General features: G+C 39.8%; 28 protein-coding genes and 1 pseudogene. 8 read left to right on the top strand and 21 right to left on the bottom strand.

All coding sequences use genetic code 11. The features are described 5' to 3' along the window. Nucleotides 1-66 precede the first annotated feature (66 nt). Nucleotides 67-1845: a S9 family peptidase gene (locus tag EKQ44_RS04020; protein WP_237662262.1), complete on the bottom strand. Its 1779-nt coding sequence runs from the start codon at nt 1843-1845 to the stop codon at nt 67-69. 155 nt (nt 1846-2000) lie between these two features. Here EKQ44_RS04020 and EKQ44_RS04015 point away from each other — a divergent pair, with 155 nt between their 5' ends. After that, on the top strand, nt 2001-3191 hold the full coding sequence (locus tag EKQ44_RS04015; RefSeq protein WP_237662261.1) for a CapA family protein: 1191 nt from the start codon (nt 2001-2003) through the stop codon (nt 3189-3191). A gap of 277 nt (nt 3192-3468) precedes the next feature. Further along, complete coding sequence (locus EKQ44_RS04010; RefSeq protein ID WP_237662260.1) at nt 3469-3756, top strand: HesB/YadR/YfhF family protein; 288 nt, start codon at nt 3469-3471, stop codon at nt 3754-3756. Between the two features lie 44 nt (nt 3757-3800). On the opposite strand, the gene EKQ44_RS04005 is transcribed toward EKQ44_RS04010, so the two are convergent. From EKQ44_RS04005 to EKQ44_RS03985, 5 genes are all read right to left on the bottom strand, one after another. Then, nucleotides 3801-4103 (bottom strand): hypothetical protein, encoded by a 303-nt coding sequence (locus EKQ44_RS04005; RefSeq protein WP_237662259.1) that lies wholly within the window; start codon nt 4101-4103, stop codon nt 3801-3803. A 3-nt stretch (nt 4104-4106) separates the two neighbouring features. Beyond that, a complete protein-coding gene (locus EKQ44_RS04000) occupies nt 4107-4532 on the bottom strand; it encodes an acyl-CoA thioesterase (protein ID WP_237662258.1) in 426 nt (141 codons plus the stop codon). A 119-nt stretch (nt 4533-4651) separates the two neighbouring features. Further along, on the bottom strand, nt 4652-4894 hold the full coding sequence (tlp, locus tag EKQ44_RS03995) for a small acid-soluble spore protein Tlp (protein WP_237662257.1): 243 nt from the start codon (nt 4892-4894) through the stop codon (nt 4652-4654). Between the two features lie 92 nt (nt 4895-4986). Then, nucleotides 4987-5130 (bottom strand): acid-soluble spore protein N, encoded by a 144-nt coding sequence (locus EKQ44_RS03990; RefSeq protein WP_010193544.1) that lies wholly within the window; start codon nt 5128-5130, stop codon nt 4987-4989. 67 nt (nt 5131-5197) lie between these two features. Continuing rightward, complete coding sequence (locus tag EKQ44_RS03985) at nt 5198-5332, bottom strand: FbpB family small basic protein (RefSeq protein WP_082153446.1); 135 nt, start codon at nt 5330-5332, stop codon at nt 5198-5200. Nucleotides 5333-5610: 278 nt separating this feature from the next. On the opposite strand from EKQ44_RS03985, the gene EKQ44_RS03980 reads away from it, so the two are divergent. Together EKQ44_RS03980 and EKQ44_RS03975 are read left to right on the top strand one after the other, a co-directional pair. Then, nucleotides 5611-6069: a DinB family protein gene (locus tag EKQ44_RS03980; RefSeq protein ID WP_237662256.1), complete on the top strand. Its 459-nt coding sequence runs from the start codon at nt 5611-5613 to the stop codon at nt 6067-6069. Between the two features lie 14 nt (nt 6070-6083). After that, on the top strand, nt 6084-6779 hold the full coding sequence (locus EKQ44_RS03975) for a DUF1287 domain-containing protein (protein ID WP_237662255.1): 696 nt from the start codon (nt 6084-6086) through the stop codon (nt 6777-6779). A gap of 39 nt (nt 6780-6818) precedes the next feature. Here EKQ44_RS03975 and EKQ44_RS03970 read toward each other — a convergent pair whose 3' ends face one another. The 3 genes from EKQ44_RS03970 to acnA all read right to left on the bottom strand — a co-directional run bounded on the left by EKQ44_RS03970 (nt 6819) and on the right by acnA (nt 10592). After that, complete coding sequence (locus EKQ44_RS03970; protein WP_237662254.1) at nt 6819-7325, bottom strand: TlpA family protein disulfide reductase; 507 nt, start codon at nt 7323-7325, stop codon at nt 6819-6821. Between the two features lie 14 nt (nt 7326-7339). Then, nucleotides 7340-7630, bottom strand: a complete 291-nt coding sequence (locus EKQ44_RS03965; RefSeq protein ID WP_237662253.1) for a hypothetical protein — start codon at nt 7628-7630, stop codon at nt 7340-7342. 256 nt (nt 7631-7886) lie between these two features. Beyond that, entirely contained in the window at nt 7887-10592 is a 2706-nt protein-coding gene (gene acnA, locus EKQ44_RS03960) for an aconitate hydratase AcnA (protein WP_237662252.1), read from the bottom strand. Nucleotides 10593-10888: 296 nt separating this feature from the next. Here acnA and sspO point away from each other — a divergent pair, with 296 nt between their 5' ends. Continuing rightward, nucleotides 10889-11038, top strand: a complete 150-nt coding sequence (sspO, locus tag EKQ44_RS03955; protein ID WP_063561000.1) for a small acid-soluble spore protein O — start codon at nt 10889-10891, stop codon at nt 11036-11038. 120 nt (nt 11039-11158) lie between these two features. Here sspO and EKQ44_RS03950 read toward each other — a convergent pair whose 3' ends face one another. Next, nucleotides 11159-11425, bottom strand: a complete 267-nt coding sequence (locus EKQ44_RS03950; protein ID WP_010193531.1) for a hypothetical protein — start codon at nt 11423-11425, stop codon at nt 11159-11161. A gap of 135 nt (nt 11426-11560) precedes the next feature. On the opposite strand from EKQ44_RS03950, the gene EKQ44_RS03945 reads away from it, so the two are divergent. Next, the gene (locus EKQ44_RS03945; RefSeq protein ID WP_010193529.1) at nt 11561-11704 is read left to right on the top strand and encodes a small acid-soluble spore protein P; all 144 of its coding nucleotides are present in this window, start codon (nt 11561-11563) and stop codon (nt 11702-11704) included. Here EKQ44_RS03945 and selA read toward each other — a convergent pair. Both selA and EKQ44_RS03935 read right to left on the bottom strand, forming a co-directional pair. Beyond that, nucleotides 11688-13085: an L-seryl-tRNA(Sec) selenium transferase gene (gene selA / locus EKQ44_RS03940; protein WP_237662251.1), complete on the bottom strand. Its 1398-nt coding sequence runs from the start codon at nt 13083-13085 to the stop codon at nt 11688-11690. The two genes, EKQ44_RS03945 and selA, sit on opposite strands and share 17 nt — an antisense overlap. Before the next feature lie 80 nt (nt 13086-13165). Beyond that, a pseudogene (locus EKQ44_RS03935) lies at nt 13166-13351 on the bottom strand (Rdx family protein); the annotation flags it as partial. A 217-nt stretch (nt 13352-13568) separates the two neighbouring features. Here EKQ44_RS03935 and selD point away from each other — a divergent pair. Continuing rightward, nucleotides 13569-14633 carry a selenide, water dikinase SelD gene (gene selD / locus EKQ44_RS03930; protein WP_269151524.1) on the top strand — a complete coding sequence of 355 codons (1065 nt, stop codon included), beginning with the start codon at nt 13569-13571 and terminating at the stop codon, nt 14631-14633. Between the two features lie 26 nt (nt 14634-14659). Here the strand turns inward: selD and selB are convergent, their stop codons facing one another. The 6 genes from selB to EKQ44_RS03900 form a co-directional block, all read right to left on the bottom strand. Next, complete coding sequence (gene selB / locus EKQ44_RS03925; protein ID WP_237662249.1) at nt 14660-16540, bottom strand: selenocysteine-specific translation elongation factor; 1881 nt, start codon at nt 16538-16540, stop codon at nt 14660-14662. Continuing rightward, nucleotides 16533-16760: a spore germination protein gene (locus EKQ44_RS03920; protein WP_237662248.1), complete on the bottom strand. Its 228-nt coding sequence runs from the start codon at nt 16758-16760 to the stop codon at nt 16533-16535. Before EKQ44_RS03920 ends, selB begins: the two co-directional genes overlap by 8 nt. A gap of 68 nt (nt 16761-16828) precedes the next feature. Next, on the bottom strand, nt 16829-17323 hold the full coding sequence (locus EKQ44_RS03915) for a hypothetical protein (RefSeq protein ID WP_237662247.1): 495 nt from the start codon (nt 17321-17323) through the stop codon (nt 16829-16831). 171 nt (nt 17324-17494) lie between these two features. Continuing rightward, nucleotides 17495-17644 (bottom strand): hypothetical protein, encoded by a 150-nt coding sequence (locus EKQ44_RS03910; protein WP_237662246.1) that lies wholly within the window; start codon nt 17642-17644, stop codon nt 17495-17497. Between the two features lie 165 nt (nt 17645-17809). Beyond that, nucleotides 17810-18613 (bottom strand): hypothetical protein, encoded by an 804-nt coding sequence (locus EKQ44_RS03905; RefSeq protein ID WP_237662245.1) that lies wholly within the window; start codon nt 18611-18613, stop codon nt 17810-17812. 32 nt (nt 18614-18645) lie between these two features. After that, on the bottom strand, nt 18646-19512 hold the full coding sequence (locus EKQ44_RS03900) for a hypothetical protein (protein ID WP_237662244.1): 867 nt from the start codon (nt 19510-19512) through the stop codon (nt 18646-18648). Nucleotides 19513-19727: 215 nt separating this feature from the next. On the opposite strand from EKQ44_RS03900, the gene EKQ44_RS03895 reads away from it, so the two are divergent. Continuing rightward, the gene (locus EKQ44_RS03895; protein ID WP_237662243.1) at nt 19728-19898 is read left to right on the top strand and encodes a hypothetical protein; all 171 of its coding nucleotides are present in this window, start codon (nt 19728-19730) and stop codon (nt 19896-19898) included. A gap of 50 nt (nt 19899-19948) precedes the next feature. On the opposite strand, the gene EKQ44_RS03890 is transcribed toward EKQ44_RS03895, so the two are convergent. Genes EKQ44_RS03890 through EKQ44_RS03880 form a run of 3 tightly spaced genes read right to left on the bottom strand, consistent with a single transcriptional unit; the run spans nt 19949 to nt 22279 of the window. Further along, nucleotides 19949-20647, bottom strand: a complete 699-nt coding sequence (locus EKQ44_RS03890; RefSeq protein WP_237662242.1) for a hypothetical protein — start codon at nt 20645-20647, stop codon at nt 19949-19951. Then, a complete protein-coding gene (locus EKQ44_RS03885) occupies nt 20644-21399 on the bottom strand; it encodes a hypothetical protein (protein ID WP_237662241.1) in 756 nt (251 codons plus the stop codon). The genes EKQ44_RS03890 and EKQ44_RS03885 overlap by 4 nt, the downstream gene beginning before the upstream one ends. Then, a complete protein-coding gene (locus EKQ44_RS03880; RefSeq protein ID WP_237662240.1) occupies nt 21383-22279 on the bottom strand; it encodes an ATP-binding cassette domain-containing protein in 897 nt (298 codons plus the stop codon). Before EKQ44_RS03880 ends, EKQ44_RS03885 begins: the two co-directional genes overlap by 17 nt. Nucleotide 22280 lies beyond the last annotated feature (1 nt).

The following is a 22280-nucleotide window of genomic DNA, read 5'->3' as shown; positions in this document are numbered from 1 at the left end:
GTTCAAACTCTATAGCCAATAAAAAGGAGCCAGACTATTTAAAGTCTGACTCCTTCTCACTAGCTCCTACACATGCTTTTCAAGGAAATTCAATATAGCGCTAAATACTTTTATTTCATTTTCTTTTTTAGAGAAGCCGTGACCTTCATCATCTAGGACAAGATACTCCACTTCCCTCCCTTTTGCATGAAGGGCTTCCACAATCTGATCGGATTCTTGTTTAACCACACGTGGATCATTGGCACCTTGGATGATCAACATCGGCTTTGTCATCGTGTCAAGGTAGGTAATAGGTGAGTCTATTGTCAGTCTTTCTTTGTCTTCCACTGGATCTCCCACCCATTGCTTCATCACTGGTTTCCAGTGATCTGGTACAGAATCAATAAAGGAGAACAAGTTGCTTACTCCGAAGATATCAATGACCGCCTTAAAATATTCGGGATGACGACCATGAAGTAGCAAGGCCATGTATCCACCATAGCTTCCTCCCATAAGGAAAATCTTATCTCTGTCCGCATATCCATTTTCGATCAGCCATTCAAGACCGTGTATATTATCGAGTCTTGGTCCGTGACCCCAATCTCCTTCCACCATCTTCATATACGCTAATCCGTAGTTGGAGGAACCGCGAAAGTTAGGGGCAAATATGCTATATCCCCTATTCACAAGAAATTGGAAATACGAGCGGAAAAATTTGCGTTCTGATGCTTGAGGTCCACCGTGTGGCCAAAGCACCACATGACCGTTAGAAACTTCTTCTTTCGCCCTGAAGAATAGTGCTTCTACTTCCAGACCATCAAATGATTGGTAGCTTAGGATTTCCGGCTCGGAAAGATCCTCATCCCCTACAGCAGGTACGCGATTATTGGTTAAAGCCTCCCAGCTACCACCTTCCATTTTATATATATTGGCAGGCTTGGAAGCTGTTTTACCCAATAGATAAACGCATCCACTTTTTCCAATCACCAATTTATCAATAATGGAAACAGGAATACTCACCTCGTTCCACTCTTTTTTCTCAAGGCAATAAGTATAAAGCTTATCCTCCACTCCTTTAGATGAAACGAGATATAATTGATTTCCTTTTTTGTCTAGATAAATGTTACCCAGATGCATATCATTATCGGAAACCTTGGTAAACTTTTTTGTCACGACGTCAAAGTGTGCAAGATAACCGTTGTCTTCTCCATAATCAGTTACAAGGTAAATGGAAGAGGAATCGGTAAAAAGTGCACTGTCAACGGTGTGTTGTTTCTCTGTTTCAGGAGTCAATCGAATAGCTTCCCCATTATGTATCAAATAAGCCAATGTATGTGTATTGGCAAACTGCTTCAGAGTGATGAAACTCTCTTCATCCGCAGATACATCAATTAAGTAGGTGGATGCATCCTCTCCTTCTATTAACAAGCGCTCTTCCTTTGTCTCAAGGTCATAGCAGTAGCAGTTCAAATAGGTTTTATTGCCCTTTGTACTTGTATAATAGATCCTCTTTCCATCCTTAGAGAATTTGGGAAACATATGTCGATGTTCCTCTACCACCCTCATATCCTCTAATTCCCCTCCGCGGGTAGGAAGTGCATAGAACTGAGTGAGCTCATTGCCATCCTGGTCAAAACTTGCCAATATGTAAGTTCCATTTGGATCGTATTTCAGGCTATGGCAGCTCTGATTATTGAACGTAAGCGGATAAGGATATTGGTTTGGAAGATCCATGGCCCAGACGTTATAGAATCCAGTCAGATTTGTGCTATACACCAATTGTGTTTCATCAGGACTCAAGGTAAAATCTTCAATATTAAAGACTTTGAAAAATTGTTCTACTTCAGGTTTTTTAAACGTTAGCAAGTTGTTTCCCCCTCTATATAATCTATATCACCTACTATTTCGAGAGTCAAAACAAAAAATCCTTTATTTTTTGAACATTCGACATACTTCGATAAAATGCGCAAAAATAATGTATTATGTTGGAAGAGTAAAATATAATTAAGGGGTCTATTATCATGAACCAAAAATCAAAATATTTATTCCCAATCATCATCATATTAGGTTTGGCTATCATTTTTTCGGTACTTACTTTCAAGCATTACGAAGGTTTTATGACAGGTGAGGACCAAAAGGAGTTCACCGCAACCGACATCAAACATCATAAGACGAAGGAACTCATAAAAACGGAAAAAGCTTTTCGGACAGAAGCAACTATCTCCGCGGTTGGAGACCTCCTCATTCATAGTACCGTCTATAATGCAGCGAAAACAGGAGAAAATTCATACAACTTCAATCCGATGCTTGAGCGGGTGAAGTCCTATCTGCAAGAAACCGATATTTCCATCGCCAATCAAGAAACCATCATCGGGGGAACTGAAATCGGATTATCTAATTATCCAAGTTTCAACAGTCCCTTTGAAGTAGCAGATGCCCTCCAGGAAGCCGGTGTAGATATCGTCAGTATCGCCAACAACCATACATTAGATCGTGGAGAAAAGGCAATTATGAACGCAATCAACCATTACGAAACAATCGGAATGGAATATGTCGGTGGTTATAAGAGTAATGAAGATAAAGCTCGATTGCGTACCATTTCCAAAAATGGCATTGAATTCTCTTTCTTGTCCTATACTTATGGGACGAACGGAATTCCAATTCCGGAAGGGAAGGAGTTCTTTGTAAACCTGATCGATCGTGAGGCGATAAAAAAGGACGTGGAGGAAGCTAAACAAAATTCTGATGTCGTAGTGGTTGCCATGCACTGGGGAGTAGAGTACATTCTTTTCCCTAACTCAGAACAGGAAGAACTAGCAGATTTCCTTGCAGAAATTGGGGTGGACATCGTTATCGGCCACCACCCCCATGTACTACAGCCGATGAAATTTATCGAAAGGCCGGATGGCAAGAAGATGTTTGTTGTCTACTCACTCGGTAATTTCCTGTCTGGCCAAAAGGATGACTATAAAGATATCGGCGGGATCTTGCAACTTCATGTAGAAAAACTTGTGGATGGGAAGGAAAAGAAAATCGACATTAAAGTAGATGATTTTATTCCCACCTATGTTTCTCAAGTGGATCCAACCAAATACCATGTGGTTCCACTGAAGGATGCCGCTTCTTTCGGATACTCACAGGCAGAAGTCAAAAACAAAGAAATGTTGGATCATATGTATCAATGGTTAGAAGAAGATGAAATAAATCATTGATTGAACAAGCATCGTCCACCATAATGGATCGATGCTTGTTTCTTTATTTTAGTGAACATTCTGTTTCCAAACAGGAGAAGAATGGAATCCTTCTATTTGATAAAACATATGGTAGATGGTAAATCCGTTGCATTTTCTCTAAGTGGTTTTATTTGGTTGCACTTATGGAATTCAGTTATAATAAAGGTTGTATGTACATATTGCGTTCAAACGGAAGCATCATTCCTTTTTTCAAGGTAACGTAATACAATCTATGAGACAAAAAGGAGTTGCTGTTATGAATATTTCCATGTCAGATAAAGCATTGGAATGGTATAAAAAAGAATTGCACCTAGAAAAAGGGGATAACATTCGTTTTCACGTCCGATATGGTGGGTGCAGTACGGTCCAGAAAGGATTTTCATTGGGTATTGTAAAAGAAGATCCGGACCAGCCGGTTGCTACCATCGAAAAAGACGGCATAACATTCTTTGTGGAAGAAAAAGAAGCATGGTATTTTGACGGACATGATCTTCACATCCAATTTGATGAAGAACTAAACGAACCAAAATTTGATTATGAATAATAGCAACAAAGAAAGAATTAGGAGCAAAACCCCTGATTCTTTCTTTATGATTCAAAAAAACGATGAATCTGTTCCCATTGGCCTTCTTTTTTCAAAATCTCCAGTTGAGTATCTCCAATTAGATCAAAATGGGGATACTCTTCCCTTTTATGTATCCATTGCTCTTTCAAGCCATATTGCTTTCCCCATTCGATCAGCTTTCTGATATCACAGCATCCCGCTTTCGTCACAGTGGTTATTCCATTAAAACGAGGATGAATCCAATAGTGGGTGATGAATGCCATTTCACCGCTTTTTACTCTTGCTTTCCATTCCTGAAGTTCCCCACGCTTGATTCCAAACGCCATGATTTATTCTCCTTGCTTTTTCGCATTTTCGTATGCAGTATGCCACTCCGGATATTTTTTACGAATGATGATCGGTTTGAAGTTTTCTTTCTTGACGCATACATGTGAGGAACTTCCCAACAATGCTACCTCTTCATTTGGTGTACGTATTTCATAACCGTAAACGACCCGGAAGCCATCGTAGCTCTCGATCCATGTTTGTATAGTCGCCACTTCCCCATAGCGAAGAGGTTTTTTATAGGTAACATTTATATCTATGACAGGTGAAATGACCCCATCCTGTTCCATCTGAGCATAGGAAAACCCCAAATCCTTTATTAACTGTGTTCGTCCAAGCTCCATCCAAACGAGATAGTTTGCATGATAAACTACTCCCATCTGGTCTGTTTCTGCGTAACGCACTTCTATTTCCTTTTTAGATACTAGCATTTTTACTCTACTCCCCCATTTACTTGGATGTGTCTAATTATGATAACACAAAAGAATATTTTTCCACATAAAAAAGCCTGGCAAAAAGCGGGCACCGTATATGCCCGCCTTGTTGCATGTTACTTATAACCGTTTTCGCGACTGCTGGCTTCGTCTTTGATTTCAGCCCTGAAAGCTGCAATGCTTTCTTCACGACGATGATTTTTTGCTTCAATGCGAGCTCTTTCCTCATCATTGGCAAATTGCATGGAATCATGTGCTTCCTCAATATTCTCTATTGTATTCTGCACCATGCTTTGTAGTTTTTCTACATTATCACTGCGATCATCCGGGTTTGCACGATGTTGTTTGTTTTGGTCCATAACAAAACGCCTCCCTTTATCGAATGAAAAGTTACTACAAATTGTATTGTTTGCAACAGCCGCTACATTAACACAAGAAATAGTTGGATATATTACTCGCCCTTTGTTTGAATAACTTGAGCATGTTTACCTGAAGTATCTTGCATCTGCTTGCCTTTATTGCCTCCAGCCTCTTGTGGCTGAGTTCCGATATGGTTTGGCATAAAGTGCTTTCTGCTTCCTTTTGGATTACTCATAAAAACATCCCTCCTACCTTTACTATCTCAAGGAAGAGGGATATTCATAACAAGAAATATTTGAAAGTTATTCTGCTGCTTTATTTAACATCTTTTCTTCCAAGCGGTCCTCGATTTTGCGTAATGCTTCTTCATCTTTTAACAGAAGTTGCTTATTTTCCAGTACTAGCTCTTCAAAAGAACGTTTACGGATTCTTCTCATCATCTCACCTACTTATTTGTTATTGTAATAGTATTAATGTCCAAAATACTCTAAAATTATGATAACTTTCTGACGAATTGGTTAGAATTTCATTAAAAATTAGCAGATGACAGTAAAACGGAGTGTTTTAAGAAGGTTGTTTAATATGTTTATATCCATATTCTGAAAATTAAAAACTGGTATATATAGCCATAAACATCGAATATACGTTCTTGTATCTTTTAAAAATCTACGATAATATTAAAAGGTATGAATATTCTAAAAAGTGAGGGTTTCTTATGACATTATCTACATCGACTTACCAATCATATGAAAGCAATATGGAATTCTTTCGCTCGTTTAATTCAAAAGACGAAACTGAATTAATCACTCCAATAAGTAATAGGAAATGGTCGGTGAAAGAAATCATCGGGCACATTTATTATTGGGACCTTTTTTTGTTGGAAAAGATGGTACCTAAAATGAAAGAAGGTGGAGTCTTGCCTGACTTCCCTGATCATGATGAATATAATGAAAAAGCGATACAGGCAATAAAAGTTTTCAATGATACGGAAGCTCTCTTAGAGGAATTTGTCCTCATTAGGAAGGAATTAATAAGAAATATGGAGAATTTGAATCAAGGGGTACGATTCACAATAGGAAATAAAAAGCGCAAATTCACTCCTGAATCATTTCTGAAAATGTTTCTTAATCACGATAAACATCATATGGAGCAAATCAAAAACCGAGCTATATGACCTGGAGGTGGAAAATGATACAGAAAACTGGAATATTGATTGCGGTTTTTTTCACTTTCGTTGTTTGTTTTTCATTACTTTTTCGAGATGGAATCATCTTTGATTATTTAGGTGTTAATGTACCTACGCCTTTCACGAAGAAATTAGAGGTTCCTGCCACTATCTCTGAAGTTGATTTGAACGAGAACGGAATCCCAGACCACCTTGATATTGTTTTCACTGCAAGAAGAGAAGTCGATCAACGAACACCATATAAAAGTGTTTATTATGATGGGGGGTACCCACCGGATACGGAAGGGGTATGTACAGATGTAGTGTGGCGTGGACTGTTGGGAGCAGGAATAAACCTTAAAGACCTCTTAGATAAAGATGTTAGGGAAAATACTGAACTTTATCCAAGAGTGGGCGGCACACCAGATCCAAACATTGATTTCAGGCGTGTCCCAAATCAATCCGTTTTTTTCGAGCGGTTTGCAGAACCATTGACAACAGAGATCATTAAGGGGGATATTGAAAATTTAGAACAATGGCAGCCGGGTGACATTGTAGTCTTTCTTGGTGGTGATTTCGATCATGTTGGAATAGTATCGGATAAACGTACAAAAGATGGAATTCCGTATCTCATTCACAATACTTATCCATTTGCGTCTGAAATAAAACTCACTTCCTTCACCTCACCCATCACAGGTCATTATCGATGGAAATATTAAAAGGATTCCAATCCATATGGAATCCTTTCGTTTTTTGCACTAATTCATTTTTCCAACCTGTTCTTCCATCAACTCGTATGTCATTGGTCCAAGGTGCATATAAGAAATTACTCCTTCAGAATCAATGAAAAAAGTAGAAGGCATCGTCATTACTTGGTAGTGTCTGAAAACACCCTCTTCATCCAAGAGTATCGGAAACGTATAACCACCTTCTTCCACATACTCTTTTACCGTTTCAAGATCAGGCTCCCGGTCAGTCAAATTTACCGCCAGCATGACAACATCCTCATTCTCGGTGTGGTATTTCTGCATCTCTGGCATTTCTGCACGACATGGGCCACACCAGGTTGCCCAGAAATTCACAATCACTTTTTTTCCCTCGAATTCAGATAGCTTTGCGGTTCCTCCCGCTAAAGTACTCAGTTCAAAGTCTCTTGCCTTATCACCGGGTTGCGTGCCAACATCCGGATCTTTTTCCCCGAACACCTGTAAAATTGCGTAACCGCTTAAAGCTACAAGAAATACAATAGCTATTACTTTTTTCATCTACTATCCCACCTTTATAAAATCGCCAAAATTCCATAATATCCTGCAATGACAATAAGGATGCTTGGAACAATGATAACCGTAGAAGTTTTAATATGTATGTCCGATCGATGAAGCTTCCAATATAAGAACAGGATGGTTCCTACTGTTGCCAGGTAAGCTCCATTAGTCCCCCCTGTAAAAAACAATAATCCATAGGGATTTGTCCAAATGATGGACGGCCTGAAAATAATAATACTAAATTTAAAAACGACTATCCACAATAACATGCCGGATGTTAAGTAATTCTCCACTGTCTTTAACATATCGGGCTTGTTCCTAAGGTACATGGATATATATAAATATGCAAGTAAACATGAAAAAAGAAGAACTATATAGGACTTCTTTAAAAGCAGTGGACCTAATTGAATGGCTTCCATTCCGTTCTCCTTTGCTTGTTGATAACCTCATTTAATCATAAATACGTTAACTTTTTAGGAATACCTTTTGTCTATTTTTTAACACTTTCTAGCTCACAAAAAAGCTGGCCACCTATGGAGACCAGCTTTTTCTTATATACAATTATGCTTTTAGCTTGTCGCGCAATACCATACGCAGGATACCACCGTGACGGTAGTAGTCGATCTCTACTTCACTATCGAAACGAACAAGTGCTTCAAATTCTTTCTTGTTGCCTTCTTCGTCTGTAGCCGTAACTTTTACAAAGTCACGTGGTTTAACTGTTTCGTCAACAGCTACTTCAAACGTTTCTTTACCAGTCAAGCCAAGCACTTCTGCACTTTCGCCATCTTTGAATTGTAAAGGTAGAACTCCCATTAGAACAAGGTTACTACGGTGGATTCTTTCAAAACTTTCCGCGATAACTGTTTTAATTCCAAGTAAGTTTGTTCCTTTTGCAGCCCAGTCACGGGAGCTTCCCATACCATAGTCTTTACCAGCGATGACCATTAGGCCTGTGCCTTCTTCTTTGTACTTCATGCAAGCGTCATAAATGGACATTACATCGCCAGTTGGCCAGTAAGTCGTCCAGCCGCCTTCTGTTCCTGGAGCGATTTGGTTACGGATACGGATATTCGCGAACGTACCACGCATCATTACTTCATGGTTACCACGACGGGAACCGTAAGAGTTGAACTCACGAGGAGTTACACCGTTTGCTTGTAGGTATTTCCCTGCAGGCGTATCTTTTCCGATGGATCCAGCTGGAGAAATGTGATCTGTTGTTACAGAATCTGCAAACTTTCCAACTACACGTAGACCAGTAAGTGGTTCTACCGTACCCGCATCAGGAGTCAAGCCTTCAAAGAACGGCGGATTCTGAATGTATGTGGAATCATTATCCCATGAATACAATGCCTCATCAGAAGTCTGGATTTCATTCCAACGCTTATTGTCATCGAATACATGCTCATATTCTCTGCGGAATAGCTCTGGAGTTACCGTTGATTTAACGACTTCTTTCACTTCTGTCATGGAAGGCCAGATGTCTTTGAAGAATACATCATTGCCGTCTTTGTCTTTTCCGATGACATCGTTTTGAAGATCAACATCCACATTGCCAGCAAGTGCATATGCCACAACTAGTGGTGGAGATGCAAGGTAGTTACCTTTTACAAGCGGGTGGATACGTCCTTCAAAGTTACGGTTACCAGAAAGTACAGAAGTGACAAGCAAGTCATTTTCTGCTACTGCCTCTTCGATTTCGTCCGCTAATGGACCGGAGTTACCGATACATGTCGCACAGCCGTAACCTACGATGTTAAAGCCTAGTTGATCTAGGTATGGTTGAAGTCCGGAATCGTGTAGGTATCCTGTAACAACCTTGGAACCAGGTGCTAAGGACGTTTTCACAAAGCTTGGTACTTCCAATCCTAATTCCACCGCTTTTTTCGCAACTAATCCAGCAGCGATCAATACGTATGGGTTGGATGTATTCGTACAGGAAGTAATGGAAGCAATCGCAATAGATCCTGTTTTCATTTTCGTTTTTTCACCGGAAGCTAATGTCACTTCTACTTCTTTAGCAATGTCAGTAGGAGTTAGACCATAGCCTTGGTTACCTTGTGGAGCGACTAACGCATTGCGGAATGTTTCCTGCATCATGGATAGTGGCACAAGGTCTTGAGGGCGTTTAGGTCCGGAAAGGTTTGGTTCAATTTCACCAAGATCGATCTCTACTACATCTGTGTAGATAGGATCAGCGTCAGGGCTGAAGAATAATCCGTTTGCTTTAGAATATTCTTCTACCAATTTGATTTGCTCTTCACTGCGTCCAGTTAAACGCATGTAGTCAAGTGACTCTTCATCAACCGGGAAGAATCCACAAGTTGCTCCGTACTCAGGTGCCATGTTGGCGATCGTTGCACGGTCTGCTAGTGGTAATTCAGATACACCAGGTCCGAAGAACTCAACAAACTTACCAACCACACCATGTTTACGCAATACTTGCGTAACTTTTAGTGCTAAGTCAGTTGCGGTTGTTCCGTTTGGCAGAGCGCCAGTCAATTTAACCCCTACAACCTCAGGAACTGGGAAGTATGAAGGTTGGCCAAGCATTCCTGCTTCTGCTTCGATACCACCTACACCCCATCCAAGAACACCGATACCGTTGATCATTGTTGTATGGGAGTCTGTTCCGACAAGCGTGTCAGGGAAGGCAACATATTCGCCATTCTCTTCTACAGCATGAACAACGTTAGCCAAGTACTCTAAGTTAACTTGGTGAACGATACCTGTTGCTGGTGGAACTGCACGGTAGTTGTCAAAAGATTTTTTTGCCCAGCTTAGGAACTTGTAACGCTCTGCATTACGTTCGAACTCAAGCTTCATATTGAAGTCTAAAGAATCAGCCGTACCAGCTTTATCAACCTGAACAGAGTGGTCAATTACAAGATCAACCGGAATTTCAGGATTTATTTTCTGTGGGTCCCCACCAACGTCAGCCATTGCTTTACGTAAAGACGCAAGGTCAACCACCGCTGGAACCCCTGTGAAATCTTGAAGAATAACACGGGAAGGCTTGAATGGTACATCCACGTCCTTCTGCTCGTCTGTTCCCCATTTTGCTAAGTTTTCAACGTGCTCTTTTGTGATAACACGGCCGTCTACTTGGCGTAGAACGGATTCTAATAATACTTTAATGGAATATGGTAAGCGTGACACGTTACCAATGTTTGCTTTTTCAAGCGCTTGCAAAGAATAGTAATGATACGTTTTGCCGTTCACATCAAAAGACGTGCGGGCATTAAAAACATCTTGCTTCGTCATATGTATTACCCCCTGCTACTCATAGTTTAATAGGACCTCGCTATGAACAATTAATAGGCATTGAAAAACAAGCTTTCATTTGTGAGGAAAGCATTTGAGAATGTTTTTCTTTGAGACAATTTTCGAGTTGTTTCTCCCACCGAATAGTCCTTACAATATTATCTTAATACAACATTTCTCATAAGTAAATATCAATAAAGTTATCAAATCACATAAGTTACACTTATCTTTCATAATATTCCACAAATACATGCTGTTGAAACCTCAGGAGAAACTAAAAATGGAGGTGAAGCAAAGTGGCAAAAAGAAAATCGAACCATGTGATCGAAGGCATGAACAGTGCCAGTGGGCAAGGAATTGGTGCAGGGTACAATGAAGAGTTATCCAATGAACCTTTGACAGAAGCTCAGAAGCAAAATAATAAGAAGCGCAAGAAGAATCAGTAATAAGACTTAACGTAAAATCAACTCCAAGTAACCGGGGTTGATTTTTATATTTTACAAACAAAAAAGCCAATCCTAAACTTAAACTACCAGTTCAAGATTGGCCTAAACCACATCAAGCCTCTATTCCAACGTATTCCCGTCACCTTGTTGCATCAGCCGTTGCAGATCCGCTTGAAATTGCATCAGTTGAGGACGTTGCGTTTCAGAAGCTACTTCAAGGGCATTATTGATCTGCTCCATCGCTTCATTCACTTCATTTTCTAGTCGTTTGAAGTCATGTCCGTAATTTGGATCGTTTCTTACAATCGCTTCGTACACATCTCTTGCTTGTTCGGTTCCTTGTTGGGCTGCTTGAAAAGCCTGCTGTTTGTCTTTATGATATGGCATATCTATTCGCTCCTTCAGATCAAAGTAAATAATAGCTCTACCTATACTGCCCGTTTAAAAGAAAAATATACCTTAAACAGTTGAGCATAAACCTTGTCTATTTTCTAAAACTATAGGTAAAGGAGGAGATACACTATGAACAAAAACAGCCACAAGGATATGGTCAGAAACCAACCTAAAGATAATCAATCTGGGCAACCGGCTCCTTTAAGCGGATCTCATAAAGTGAAGAACCGTCAGCACACCCGTCAAAAACATAATTCTAGTCACGATATGTAAGCTCAACATTACGAAAAGCTGCCACTAGCTTATCTAACTCCCCTTGTGTGATGGTTCGGAAATCCAGAAGAACATGCTGATCCTGGATACGGACTACCACACTTGGGGTACCCATTCTTAACTTTTCAGCTAAAGATTGTGCGGACAGTTTTTCCGTAGAAACCTTAACTGCTATGGAAGGTAAGGTAACACCTGGCATGGTCCCACCACCTATCATTGATTCTACTTCTGTGATTTCCCATTCAAAAATCTCCAAACCTTCAATGGAATGAAGGAACAAAGTTGCTGTTTCACTGATCTCTTCCACAGATAGAAGCATATCCCTAATAGTTGGGATCTCCTTAGCTTTGTTCATGGCATATGCTTTTAGTGTTGCCTCAAGGGCAGCAAAGCTCATTTTATCCATTCTCAAAACCCGTGCAAGCTGATGTTTTTTCAATTTATCGATGTATTCCTTTTTCCCTGCGATGATTCCTGCCTGGGGACCACCCAACAATTTATCACCGCTAAAGGAGACGATATCGACACCTGCATGTAAGGCTTTTTGTACTAACGGTTCCTCGCCAATACCACCTTCTGTGAAGTCGTATAGGACTCCGCTCCCAAGGTCTTCATAGAGGATAATATCCTCCCTACTTCCCTTTAAACCTGCGAGTTGTTCGGTTGAAACGGATTGGGTAAATCCTATTGTTTTAAAATTGCTTGTATGTACTTTAAGCAACATAGCCGTCTCATCTGATATTGCCTCTTGATAATCCATTAAGTGTGTCTTATTGGTGGTACCGACCTCTATAAGCTTCGCACCACTCTCTTCCATGATGGAGCTAATACGAAAAGAACCGCCGATTTCCACTAACTGACCTCTTGAGACAATGACTTCTTTCCCTTTTCCAAAAGCATTCAGGATAAAATACACTGCAGCTGCGTTGTTGTTCACTACCATCGCCGCTTCAGCACCCGTCACTTCTTTAATGAGGGCTTCAATTATATCGTGCCTGGAGCCTCGTTTGCCCGATTCTATATCAAATTCCAAATTGGAGTAATTGGAGGCAACTTCCACAACCCTGTCAATTGCTTCCCGGCTTAACCTTGCGCGCCCTAGATTTGTATGAAGAACCGTTCCTGTTGCATTAATAACAGGCATGAGATTGAAGTTGCTTTTACTCTGCAAGATCACTTCAGCTTCATACCATATCTTTGAATTGATATTGGCACCTTTCATTTCACCCGATATTATTTCACTTCTTATCTTGTCGATCGTTGTCCTCACTATGGAGGTCATGAGGCTTTTATCAACATCAAATCTTTTGCATAGTTGTATAAAAGAATGTTGCTTCTGCAGTTCATGGATAGGAGGTATGTTTCGGAATAATTCTTTCATGATTTTCACCTACTCTTGTACAATCGTGTTTTTATTATACCTTATTAAAAAAGCAAAAGAGAAGGGTCACCCCTCCTCTCCTACTTGCCTTCCAAATGAGCAATGATGTCTTCCGCTTTGGGGAATACACCTGTTTCTTTTTTAGAAAAGATTGTTTCTTCATTTACGGTCACTTCAAACTTTCCACCGGAACTTGGAATCAGCTCCATAGAAGAGATATCCGTACGGAAATGGGAAAATAATGATTCCGCGAAACTCGCGGCTTTGGGCGCGTAGTTTCACTGCATGCAAAATTCGATGGATACCTTGAAATTGCTCATGTTTTTTCCTCCTATGCAAGTTGTTCACTACGATGACCAAGATTTTCCTCCCAGTCATTACTTCTATCATAGTACAACTTATATCTTTTCGCAAAATTCAAATCTTTATCACTGGAAAACAAATCTCGGGAAGAATATACTGAAAAGACAGGAGGTGGCTGAAATGAGTGAACATGAAAAGATCCGTTTAACATCACTATCGACTAAAGCTGGCTGAGGATGCAAACTTGGTCCAAGTGACCTCGCGCAAGTTTTGCGTGATTTACCTGTAAATAAACCAGACCCAAACCTCCTTGTAGGTTATAGCACATCTGATGATGCAGGGGTTTATAAAATAACCGATGAGATTGCCTTGATTCAGACGCTTGACTATTTTACACCGGTTGTAGACGACCCTTATATGTTTGGTCAAATAGCTGCCGCCAATGCTCTGAGCGACGTCTATGCAATGGGAGGCACACCAAAAACAGCCTTGAACATCGTGGGTTACCCTATCAAGAAATTAGGACCTCAAATACTTCAATCCATACTCTCGGGAGCATTGGATAAAGTGAAAGAAGCAGACGCAGTAATTGTCGGAGGACACTCCATTGATGATCAGGAGCCGAAATACGGATTATCTGTTACGGGTTTTGCCCATCCAGATAGAATATGGAAGAATTCAGGTGCGTGTCCCGGGGATGTCCTTGTCTTAACAAAACCAATTGGAGTGGGAATCCTAACCACAGCCATTAAGCGGGAAAAAGCTTCTGCACACCAGATCTCCCTTGTGACAGAAACGATGGCTTCCTTAAACAGGCATGCTGCAGAGAGCCTCCAACATTTCAATCCCAATGCTGTGACTGATGTTACCGGTTTTGGGTTGCTTGGCCACGCAAGTGAAATTGCCCGTGGAAGTGATGTGGGCTTACATATAGATATGCAGGCTGTTCCAGTACTACCAGGAACATATGAACTTGCCGAAGAAGGAGTCATACCAGGTGGTACGAAATCCAATCATCAATGGTTGGAGGATGATGTACTATACCATGATTCTGTTACGCTATATGAACAAATGGTTTTATGTGATGCCATCACCTCAGGTGGATTGCTGATAAGCATGCGTAAATCTGAGGCAAATGAATACATTTCCAAGCTCCAAGAGAAAAATAGACAAGCTGCTATCATCGGGTCTGTGACAGAAAAGAAACAAAAATGGATTTATGTTAATAAGAACGGAGGCAGTTGATGTATAATCGCTGCTCCGTTTTATATTTACGCCCAATAGCGCTTCGTATCCATCCTCTGCGTAATACCTAAGGAATCGAGCAATTCCATATACGGTATTAAATATTTCCGTGACACTTCAAGTTCGTCCTTTACCTGACCAAGCTCCAATTCTTGTGGATATTTCTTCTTTAACGCCCTAACGGAAACCGTGACATTCATCACACTGATTAGATGCTTATCATTCAATTCATAAGCCTTATTTTGGTAAATCAAATAGTAGCGCAGTTCATGAAGTTCCTTTTCAGGAAGGCCTGCCTCTTGCCCATATTCCACAAAAGGCTTGGGTGTAAGACCATCACTCTCTAGTCTTGAAACAACCTGCTCCATCCTTTTTCTCCAAGCGCTAGGAAAATGCGGCTTAAACTCCGGGGTATACAATAAGCTTTCCCTCCGCTGTATTATCCCTTCTTCTAGTAGGATTTCCATTACATATTCCACAAGTTCACTAGGAAAAGAATTCATCTGGCTTGATAAGAGCTCTGCTTTTGACACACCGATTTTCAAAGGGTGTGTCTGATGGTAAGATTTTATGTAGTCAGTTAACTTCTTTTTTAGATCAACTACATGATCAGAACTAGTAAAGAGCTTTTCCTTTATTCGAATTATTTTTCTATCGTCCATTAATGATTCCATTTCTTTATCGGTTAACCCTGTTTCTGCTTGAATGCCTTTCCCTTCGAGCAAGTAATGTTTGGCCAAAGTTTGTTTGACCCTTTGTTCCGGGCTTCCTTCTTTTACTTTTTCAAGTCTATGTAACGTTTCTTTCCCGAACTTATATTTGGAACCTTTTGCTTGGATAATCCACCCTCCACCAACCGTTTCCACTGGAGTAGGCCTTCTGATAATGAACTTGTCGCCTCTCTTAGCGGTAATCGCCTCTTCCAGGCGGATTTGGCATAGCACTTCTTCTGATGATTCCCCAATATATTCGTTACGGTCAAAAAATACAATCCTCCCTAACACTTCCGCTGTACCTATATGAACTTTTATCAAGCTTCTTTGCTTGATTGGATGTTGAGGTTTTTTTACAAATTGCAAGGATACGTCTATCGTATCGGTTGTCTCATAAGTATGTGTATGTACCAGAACATCCCCGCGTTTAATTTCTGCTGTACGGATATTAGGTAGATTAACTGCAACTCGCTGTCCAGCTGTTGCCTTTTTGACTTTAGCATTATGGACCTGTAGCTGCCTTGCTTTCACTAACAATCCTGAGGGTAGTACTTCCAGCTCTTCATCGTTTTGAATAGCGCCTTCCATTATCGTTCCCCTTACAACCGTCCCTTGACCTTTCAGGCTGAAAACTTGGTCAATCGGTAGGCGGAAATTGCCTACTTCTTGCTTGACCTGGAGATTTTTCAACTCATTAACGATGACTTGTTTCAATTCTTCCATTCCATCTTTTTTTATACTGTTAAGGAAAACAACTGGTGCATCCTGAAAGATGGAACCTTCAAGCTCGTCCAAGATTTCTTCCTCCACAAGCTCCAAAAGTTCTTCTTCTACCTTATCTTTTTTAGTGATGGCGATGATTCCCTTTTGAACCTTCAGAAACTTTAATATCTCTAGATGCTCTTTCGTCTGAGGCATGACTCCTTCATCTGCAGCAACCACTAAAATGACAAGATCAATCCCAGTTACGCCGGCTATCATTTGGCGAATAAAACGCTCATGTCCAGGTACATCTATAATGGATAAAATAGAGCCATCCTCCATACGTAAAGGTGCATAGCCAAGTTCAATAGATATCTGGCGCTCCTTTTCTTCCTTCAGCCTATCGGTATCCACTCCGGTCAAAGCTTTTGTCAGCGTGGTCTTTCCGTGATCAATGTGTCCAGCCATGCCAATCGTGTAGTATTTAGTCAAACCCCTCACCTATTTCGTCATTTATTTGGACATTTTTCTTCCCGCAAACATTAACCACACTAATTTTAGTATTGGTCTTGATGCACTGCCCAAGGTTACCAGAACCCGAACCCGTTACACCTGTTTCTTCTGCTATCGGACAAGCTTTAAAGATATTCCCAAAGTTTACAACTCCGCCATTAACATTCTTAATCACCACATTGTTAATAAAACAAGCCATCTCCGCCACTCCCTTTTTGATAGCGTATGATAGCCTGTTTGTGCTTGTATAGGTGGACGTCCTGAAGCTTATTTTTTTTTATAATATTGTTTTAGGTATTGCTGCCAGTCTTCTTCTGTCCAAGCTTTATTCCTGTGTTCTTGCAAGAAACCTTTTTTCCACTGTCTTTTGACATTTGCGACCTCATTTGCCTGTATGCTGCTCTGATTCAACGCTTTAGCCCGGATATCATCCCAATCAGGTTTACGATCGGCCGGGGGTTGGGATAAGAACGGATCAAAGATTAGCTTGAGCGTGATTAAAAAGACGAGGAAGCAAAGTATAAACTTAACAATGGTATGTACCGGTAAAAATAAAATAATCAGCATTCCAACCATAAGTAACGCCCAAAGCTTGCCACTAAGTTTTTTTACTATTTTTCTTCGAAACTGACTGCTGTTCTCTACCTGCGTTTGATATCTTTCCTCCATTTCACAGTCCACACAATACGATTCGATTTTCTGGGATGTCCTGTGATAGCGCTCCACTAACACCTTTTTATGTTTTGTACAATATAAATCCAAAGTGGTCCTCCAATAATACTGGCTTTACCTATAATTATACCAAGCAATTCACAAAACCTGAAATTTCCTGCAAAAATACAAAACAAAAGAAGCGTGACCATTGTCGGCACGCTTCTCCCTTCTTGCCACTACTTTATGTAGGATTGCAAGATATTCAGCATTTAAGAAACATTAGAAATTAAGTTTTACTGGGTTTATAAGAGCAGGTAAAGATTCTGTTGCATCTGAAACATTTACTTCCACTACTTTAAAATCGCTTGAAAATGCTTCTAGTTTATATTCTGCAAATTCGTTTCCGTCTTTTAAGATTAGTTCTTTCATTGATCAAACTTCCTTTCTAATTTTTTATCACACAATGGAAAGTATATGCACACTGTAAAAAAAATGTGACAGTGATTTAGTAAATTAGTTAGTTGCCTATGTTAGAAACTAAACTCCTATAAAAAAGACCCCAGGTTCTTAAAAAACCTGGAGTCTACTAATAAATTATTCTACTTCAGTTTCATCTTCTTCTGTTGATTCTTCTTCTACAACAATGCGAACTGCAGATTGAAGTGCTGCATGTTCTTTCGCTTTTTCGTTAGCATTTTTACTACCGTTTGCATTTTGTTTATTCTCAACAGAAGGACTTACTTTTTCTGTTGTTACTTCTGAAGTTTCCTCTTCTACTACTTCTGTTGCTTCTTCAGATGTTTCCTCTTCTACTACTTCTGTCGCTTCTTCCGTAGTTTCCTCGGTCACTTCTTCTGTCGCTTCTTCCGTAGTTTCTTCGGTCACATCTTCTGTTGCGTCTTCCGTAGTTTCCTCTTCCACTACTTCTTTAGTTTTACCGTGTACAGCAGCGTTAGGAGCAGCATTAAGTTTCGCTTGTTCATTGGCTTTTTCACTTGCCATAGTGCGGCCCTTATTTGCTTTATGCTCCTTTTCCACTTCAACTGTTTCTTCTGCTACAGGTTCTTCCTGAACTTCATCCATAACCGGCTGTGCTTCTTTAGGCTCTTCCACTTTTTCTTTTGTGGAATAATGTACCGCAGAGTTAGCAGAAGCATTAGCTTTCGCCTGATCACTAGCATTTTCGCTTGCTTTTGACTTAGCTTTATTGTCAGCAGAAGGATTCACTTTCTCCGTTTTTACAGATTTCGCTTGGACTTCAACCTTTTGTGCTGCATTTGGCTTGTTTTCTTTTCCAGCAGCTTCACCCAATCCAACACCAAATCCTAAAGAAAGTACACCTGCTAAAACTAAAGATTTCACGACTGTTTGACCACTTAAAAAGTTGATTTTCATCATTTTTTCGCTCCCTTTTCTATTTTTTTATAGTCTTATATATTGTTAGAAAAAAGAGCACTTTCTGGTGGTGGTGCTGGTGGTGCGTTAACCCATTGGTTTCGATAAATATGTTGCCTCATCACATAAGGTTGCAGGAAATTCACTCGTATTTCTTCTAAGGAATTTGACAAAAGGTCAAATATAGATTTGGATGATACTTTCTGATCAGAAGATTGTCCCTTCGCGATACTTCCTGAAGGTTTGGCCTGGGATATGAAAAATTCCGGAGCCTCTGTTTCTGGAAAATCCTCTGGATAATCTTCCTCTAACGGTGAACTGCCATTATCAACTTCGGTAGCAGAATTAATTTCATTAGACTCTAGCGACTCTTCTGAATTATCATCTGATCTATTTGCCAAATTGTCCTTTAGTTGCTCTTTACGAACCTTTTTACCAGGCTCAAGACTTACGGTCTTCTCAACAACATCAGACGGTTTCTTAGTTTCTGACATTTTATGTATAGGCTTGTTTGAGTTTGCTTCTTTTCTTTTCTCCGTTTTCTCTAAGCGAGCTTCTTTTGCTTTCTCACTTGCCTGGGCAGGTAGCTTTTTGGATGATTTTGGCCATGGGTCAGGCTGTCTTTCTTTTTGCGGTACAACTATATCAGGCCGCTGTGACTTTTTGGACTTTTGAGCTCCGACATCGCTGGTTGACACCTTATCATTAGAAGCGGTTTCAGGCTTATCAATAACTGAATTCACATCTAACTTTGAATCGCTTTTTGAAACCACCATACTTTTTTCAGCGGGTTTCCCATTGCCTTCAGCTTGATTTACCCTTTTTTCAGCAACTCCTATATCAGGAAAAAGAAGAAAACATAGAAAGAAAAGTGAAAGAATCATACTGTTACGCACATTCATCGCTTCACCTCCTTTCATGTTGTAACCGATACCTACTACAATATTCCTCAATATCCATTATTTTTTGTCGGTTTTAATAAAAAATAGTAAGAAAAAGAAGAATTATTTTAAAATTATTATAATCTCTAAAATCTTGTGGGTTGTACAAACGATAAATCAACATATGTTAGATAAAACATCTCAATACTCAATTGGTAATCTAAGGGGGTAAATCAATGGAGACATTCGGGAGAGGTTGTTTGTATATCATTATGGGAATAGGAGTATTACTGCTTTTGGCTATCGTCACACAGAGTCACATCAACATCCCAATATTTATTGCGATTCCATTAGTCATTTTGGCTTTTTACATCGCAAAAAAGAAATCAGATAAGAAAAACGAGTAACCAAGCATGAATTCTCTTTTCATGCTTGGTTTTTTTTGCATTAAAGGTTATTAAACTTCCTGAATAATCATGAATTCTTCATTCCATATGACTTCTACATCTTCAGGAACTTTGACATATATGATGGCATTACTAGAAGAATGCCCGTATCCTTGCATGGTTGAACGTTGTCCACTGAATTGCGCGAAAGGAAACTCTGGTGTAGTAAAGGCTATTCTCTTTTCGTAATATGCTGGTTGTTCCACCTCTAGTATGCCGTCATAAAACGTTATGGAGGGAGAAGGAAGCTCCTCTGAAAAGTCAAATTGTTCAACAGATAGAATACCCTTGTATAGAATAACTTCAATTTTACCTTCTAAGTCTGGTATTTTTTCAAACATGATAGAAAATCCATTAGAATAGTAGTCTTGACTTCTAATTTCGAGCTCCTGCCCAGAGAGGGCATATGTTTCTTTATTAGATACGTAACGTTCCTCGATATCTTCTTTATTCATTAATCTTTCATATAGGTGTAAGCCATTTTTGTCATCTCCTTCGCCTTTCCATTCTAAATGTTCGGCTTCAGGCATCAGGATATATATCACCATAAAGAAAAGTAAAATAATGGTATATCCACCTAAAACCCAATTATTGCTCTTAACGGAGGAAGTAAAGTTTACTTTTTTAATCCCTTTTGAAAATAGTAGTAAGACAGAAATGACGATCCCGAGAAAAATTACCAGATTGATGATTCCTGCAAAGCTGCTCATTGTCTAACCCCCATTCTGTTAAATATGGTGATAGAGCTTCCAAACAGTGCAAGGACCGTGATCAGCACTTTAAAGACAAATGCAAGAAAGGAAGTCTCCAAATAGTAAAATTCTACCATGGTAGCAAGAGCACTCACCTCACTGATGAAGCCACCAAAAAACAGATACCCGACGAATAGGACAGGGACCAGGATTTTAAAAAGGTTTGATACCCTAACCAGCGTCCCCACGAAATATCCTATACCACCACATAATAAGATATATAAAAATGCGGTCAAGGTTCCAGTAACAAGGAAGCTGCCAATGTTCATGGAAACTGGCGAATGATAAAAGGAGTCGAATTTCGGTAATAATAGTACAATAACTTGTAGCAGATACTTGGACATAAGTGCTGTTATGGTTCCAATGACGCTTACCAAGAGCACATAGAATACATTAGACAGATCACTGCTCAATCTATTTGTCACAAAGGAAAAATCCTCATTCCTATATGTTTTTGATGTGATGATGATGGATACGATAAACACCCATAACATCGTAAAAACGAAAATCAGATTCGCAGAATAATAGTGAATATTCAAACTGACCAGCTCAGATCCTCCACCTGAACTTCCCACTCCATTCAAAGAAAACAGTACCGCTATCACTTGTAAAATGATCAATGATAGATATACTCCAGAATAGGCATTTAATTTATATAAAAATTGTTTTTTCACGAGTTGGTCAAATGACACCTTACTCAAAGACTGCATCAATTCCACCTCTTCCTTTACTAGTCAAGTAGATACATACGTCATTTGAGGAGACGGGAGAAACCTCAAACCCTAGCTTTCTAGCATCTTGCTTTATTTTTTCAGTATATTTGTTTTCTATGACCACATAAGTTATTTCTGTTCCAATCGCTTTCCTGTAAAGTACCTCTTTATCCTCCAGCCAATCTGTAAGAACACTCGTCTTCCCTTGCACCCCGATCGCGTATTCCTTAACATCAGAAACAGGAACATGCAACAGCTTTTTACCGTTTTTCAGCAGAAGAATATCCTCCAAAAGGTCCTCTATCTCTTCCAGATGATGACTCGATACTATGATGGTTCTCGGGTTCGCAATATAATCTTTAAGAAGTGCCCGGTAGAAATCCTTCCGAACAGAGGTGTCCATTCCAGTTGTAGGTTCATCAAACATAGTCAGTGGGCAACGGGATGCCAAACCGACAATCATATTAAAGGTACTTTTCATTCCCTTGGATAATTCGCTATGACGATATTCAGTACGAAAGGAAAAATATTCGAATAGTCTTCTTGCAAGCTCTGCATCCCATTTGGGATAAAATGTTGCCGATGCATCCAACACTTCTCCTAGGTTCAATGAAACCGGAAATGCCATTTGATCATCCACAAGAATACTGTTAACTGAAGCGAGCAAGCTATTATATGGCTTCTCACCAAAGACCCTCATATCTCCTGAAGTCTGCTTTTGAAAACCGGCCATTATTTTTAAAAGGGTCGTTTTTCCTGCACCGTTTCTGCCGATTAATCCCGTTATCTTATTTTCACTAATTTGGAAACTCAGATCACTTAGTGCCCTTGAACGACCATATTCCTTAACCAAGCCCTCACAATCCACAACTTTCATA

The sequence above is a fragment of the Sutcliffiella horikoshii genome (assembly GCF_021991925.1).
GTDB lineage: Bacteria > Bacillota > Bacilli > Bacillales > Bacillaceae_I > Sutcliffiella_A > Sutcliffiella_A horikoshii_F.
Note: the sequence above shows the minus strand (reverse complement) of the source record. Positions and strands in the feature narration are given on the sequence as shown.

What these genes read in the sequence shown, in the direction of transcription:
- EKQ44_RS04015 (WP_237662261.1), top strand. Translation starts at nt 2,001, where the DNA reads ATGAACCAAAAATCAAAATATTTATTCCCAATCATCATCATATTAGGT.
- EKQ44_RS04010 (WP_237662260.1), top strand. Translation starts at nt 3,469, where the DNA reads ATGAATATTTCCATGTCAGATAAAGCATTGGAATGGTATAAAAAAGAA.
- EKQ44_RS04005 (WP_237662259.1), bottom strand. Translation starts at nt 4,103, where the DNA reads ATGGCGTTTGGAATCAAGCGTGGGGAACTTCAGGAATGGAAAGCAAGA.
- EKQ44_RS04000 (WP_237662258.1), bottom strand. Translation starts at nt 4,532, where the DNA reads ATGCTAGTATCTAAAAAGGAAATAGAAGTGCGTTACGCAGAAACAGAC.
- tlp (WP_237662257.1), bottom strand. Translation starts at nt 4,894, where the DNA reads ATGGACCAAAACAAACAACATCGTGCAAACCCGGATGATCGCAGTGAT.
- EKQ44_RS03990 (WP_010193544.1), bottom strand. Translation starts at nt 5,130, where the DNA reads ATGAGTAATCCAAAAGGAAGCAGAAAGCACTTTATGCCAAACCATATC.
- EKQ44_RS03985 (WP_082153446.1), bottom strand. Translation starts at nt 5,332, where the DNA reads ATGAGAAGAATCCGTAAACGTTCTTTTGAAGAGCTAGTACTGGAAAAT.
- EKQ44_RS03980 (WP_237662256.1), top strand. Translation starts at nt 5,611, where the DNA reads ATGACATTATCTACATCGACTTACCAATCATATGAAAGCAATATGGAA.
- EKQ44_RS03975 (WP_237662255.1), top strand. Translation starts at nt 6,084, where the DNA reads ATGATACAGAAAACTGGAATATTGATTGCGGTTTTTTTCACTTTCGTT.
- EKQ44_RS03970 (WP_237662254.1), bottom strand. Translation starts at nt 7,325, where the DNA reads ATGAAAAAAGTAATAGCTATTGTATTTCTTGTAGCTTTAAGCGGTTAC.
- EKQ44_RS03965 (WP_237662253.1), bottom strand. Translation starts at nt 7,630, where the DNA reads ATGTTAAAGACAGTGGAGAATTACTTAACATCCGGCATGTTATTGTGG.
- acnA (WP_237662252.1), bottom strand. Translation starts at nt 10,592, where the DNA reads ATGACGAAGCAAGATGTTTTTAATGCCCGCACGTCTTTTGATGTGAAC.
- EKQ44_RS03950 (WP_010193531.1), bottom strand. Translation starts at nt 11,425, where the DNA reads ATGCCATATCATAAAGACAAACAGCAGGCTTTTCAAGCAGCCCAACAA.
- EKQ44_RS03945 (WP_010193529.1), top strand. Translation starts at nt 11,561, where the DNA reads ATGAACAAAAACAGCCACAAGGATATGGTCAGAAACCAACCTAAAGAT.
- selA (WP_237662251.1), bottom strand. Translation starts at nt 13,085, where the DNA reads ATGAAAGAATTATTCCGAAACATACCTCCTATCCATGAACTGCAGAAG.
- EKQ44_RS03920 (WP_237662248.1), bottom strand. Translation starts at nt 16,760, where the DNA reads ATGGCTTGTTTTATTAACAATGTGGTGATTAAGAATGTTAATGGCGGA.
- EKQ44_RS03910 (WP_237662246.1), bottom strand. Translation starts at nt 17,644, where the DNA reads ATGAAAGAACTAATCTTAAAAGACGGAAACGAATTTGCAGAATATAAA.
- EKQ44_RS03905 (WP_237662245.1), bottom strand. Translation starts at nt 18,613, where the DNA reads ATGATGAAAATCAACTTTTTAAGTGGTCAAACAGTCGTGAAATCTTTA.
- EKQ44_RS03900 (WP_237662244.1), bottom strand. Translation starts at nt 19,512, where the DNA reads ATGAATGTGCGTAACAGTATGATTCTTTCACTTTTCTTTCTATGTTTT.
- EKQ44_RS03895 (WP_237662243.1), top strand. Translation starts at nt 19,728, where the DNA reads ATGGAGACATTCGGGAGAGGTTGTTTGTATATCATTATGGGAATAGGA.
- EKQ44_RS03890 (WP_237662242.1), bottom strand. Translation starts at nt 20,647, where the DNA reads ATGAGCAGCTTTGCAGGAATCATCAATCTGGTAATTTTTCTCGGGATC.
- EKQ44_RS03885 (WP_237662241.1), bottom strand. Translation starts at nt 21,399, where the DNA reads ATGCAGTCTTTGAGTAAGGTGTCATTTGACCAACTCGTGAAAAAACAA.
- EKQ44_RS03880 (WP_237662240.1), bottom strand. Translation starts at nt 22,279, where the DNA reads ATGAAAGTTGTGGATTGTGAGGGCTTGGTTAAGGAATATGGTCGTTCA.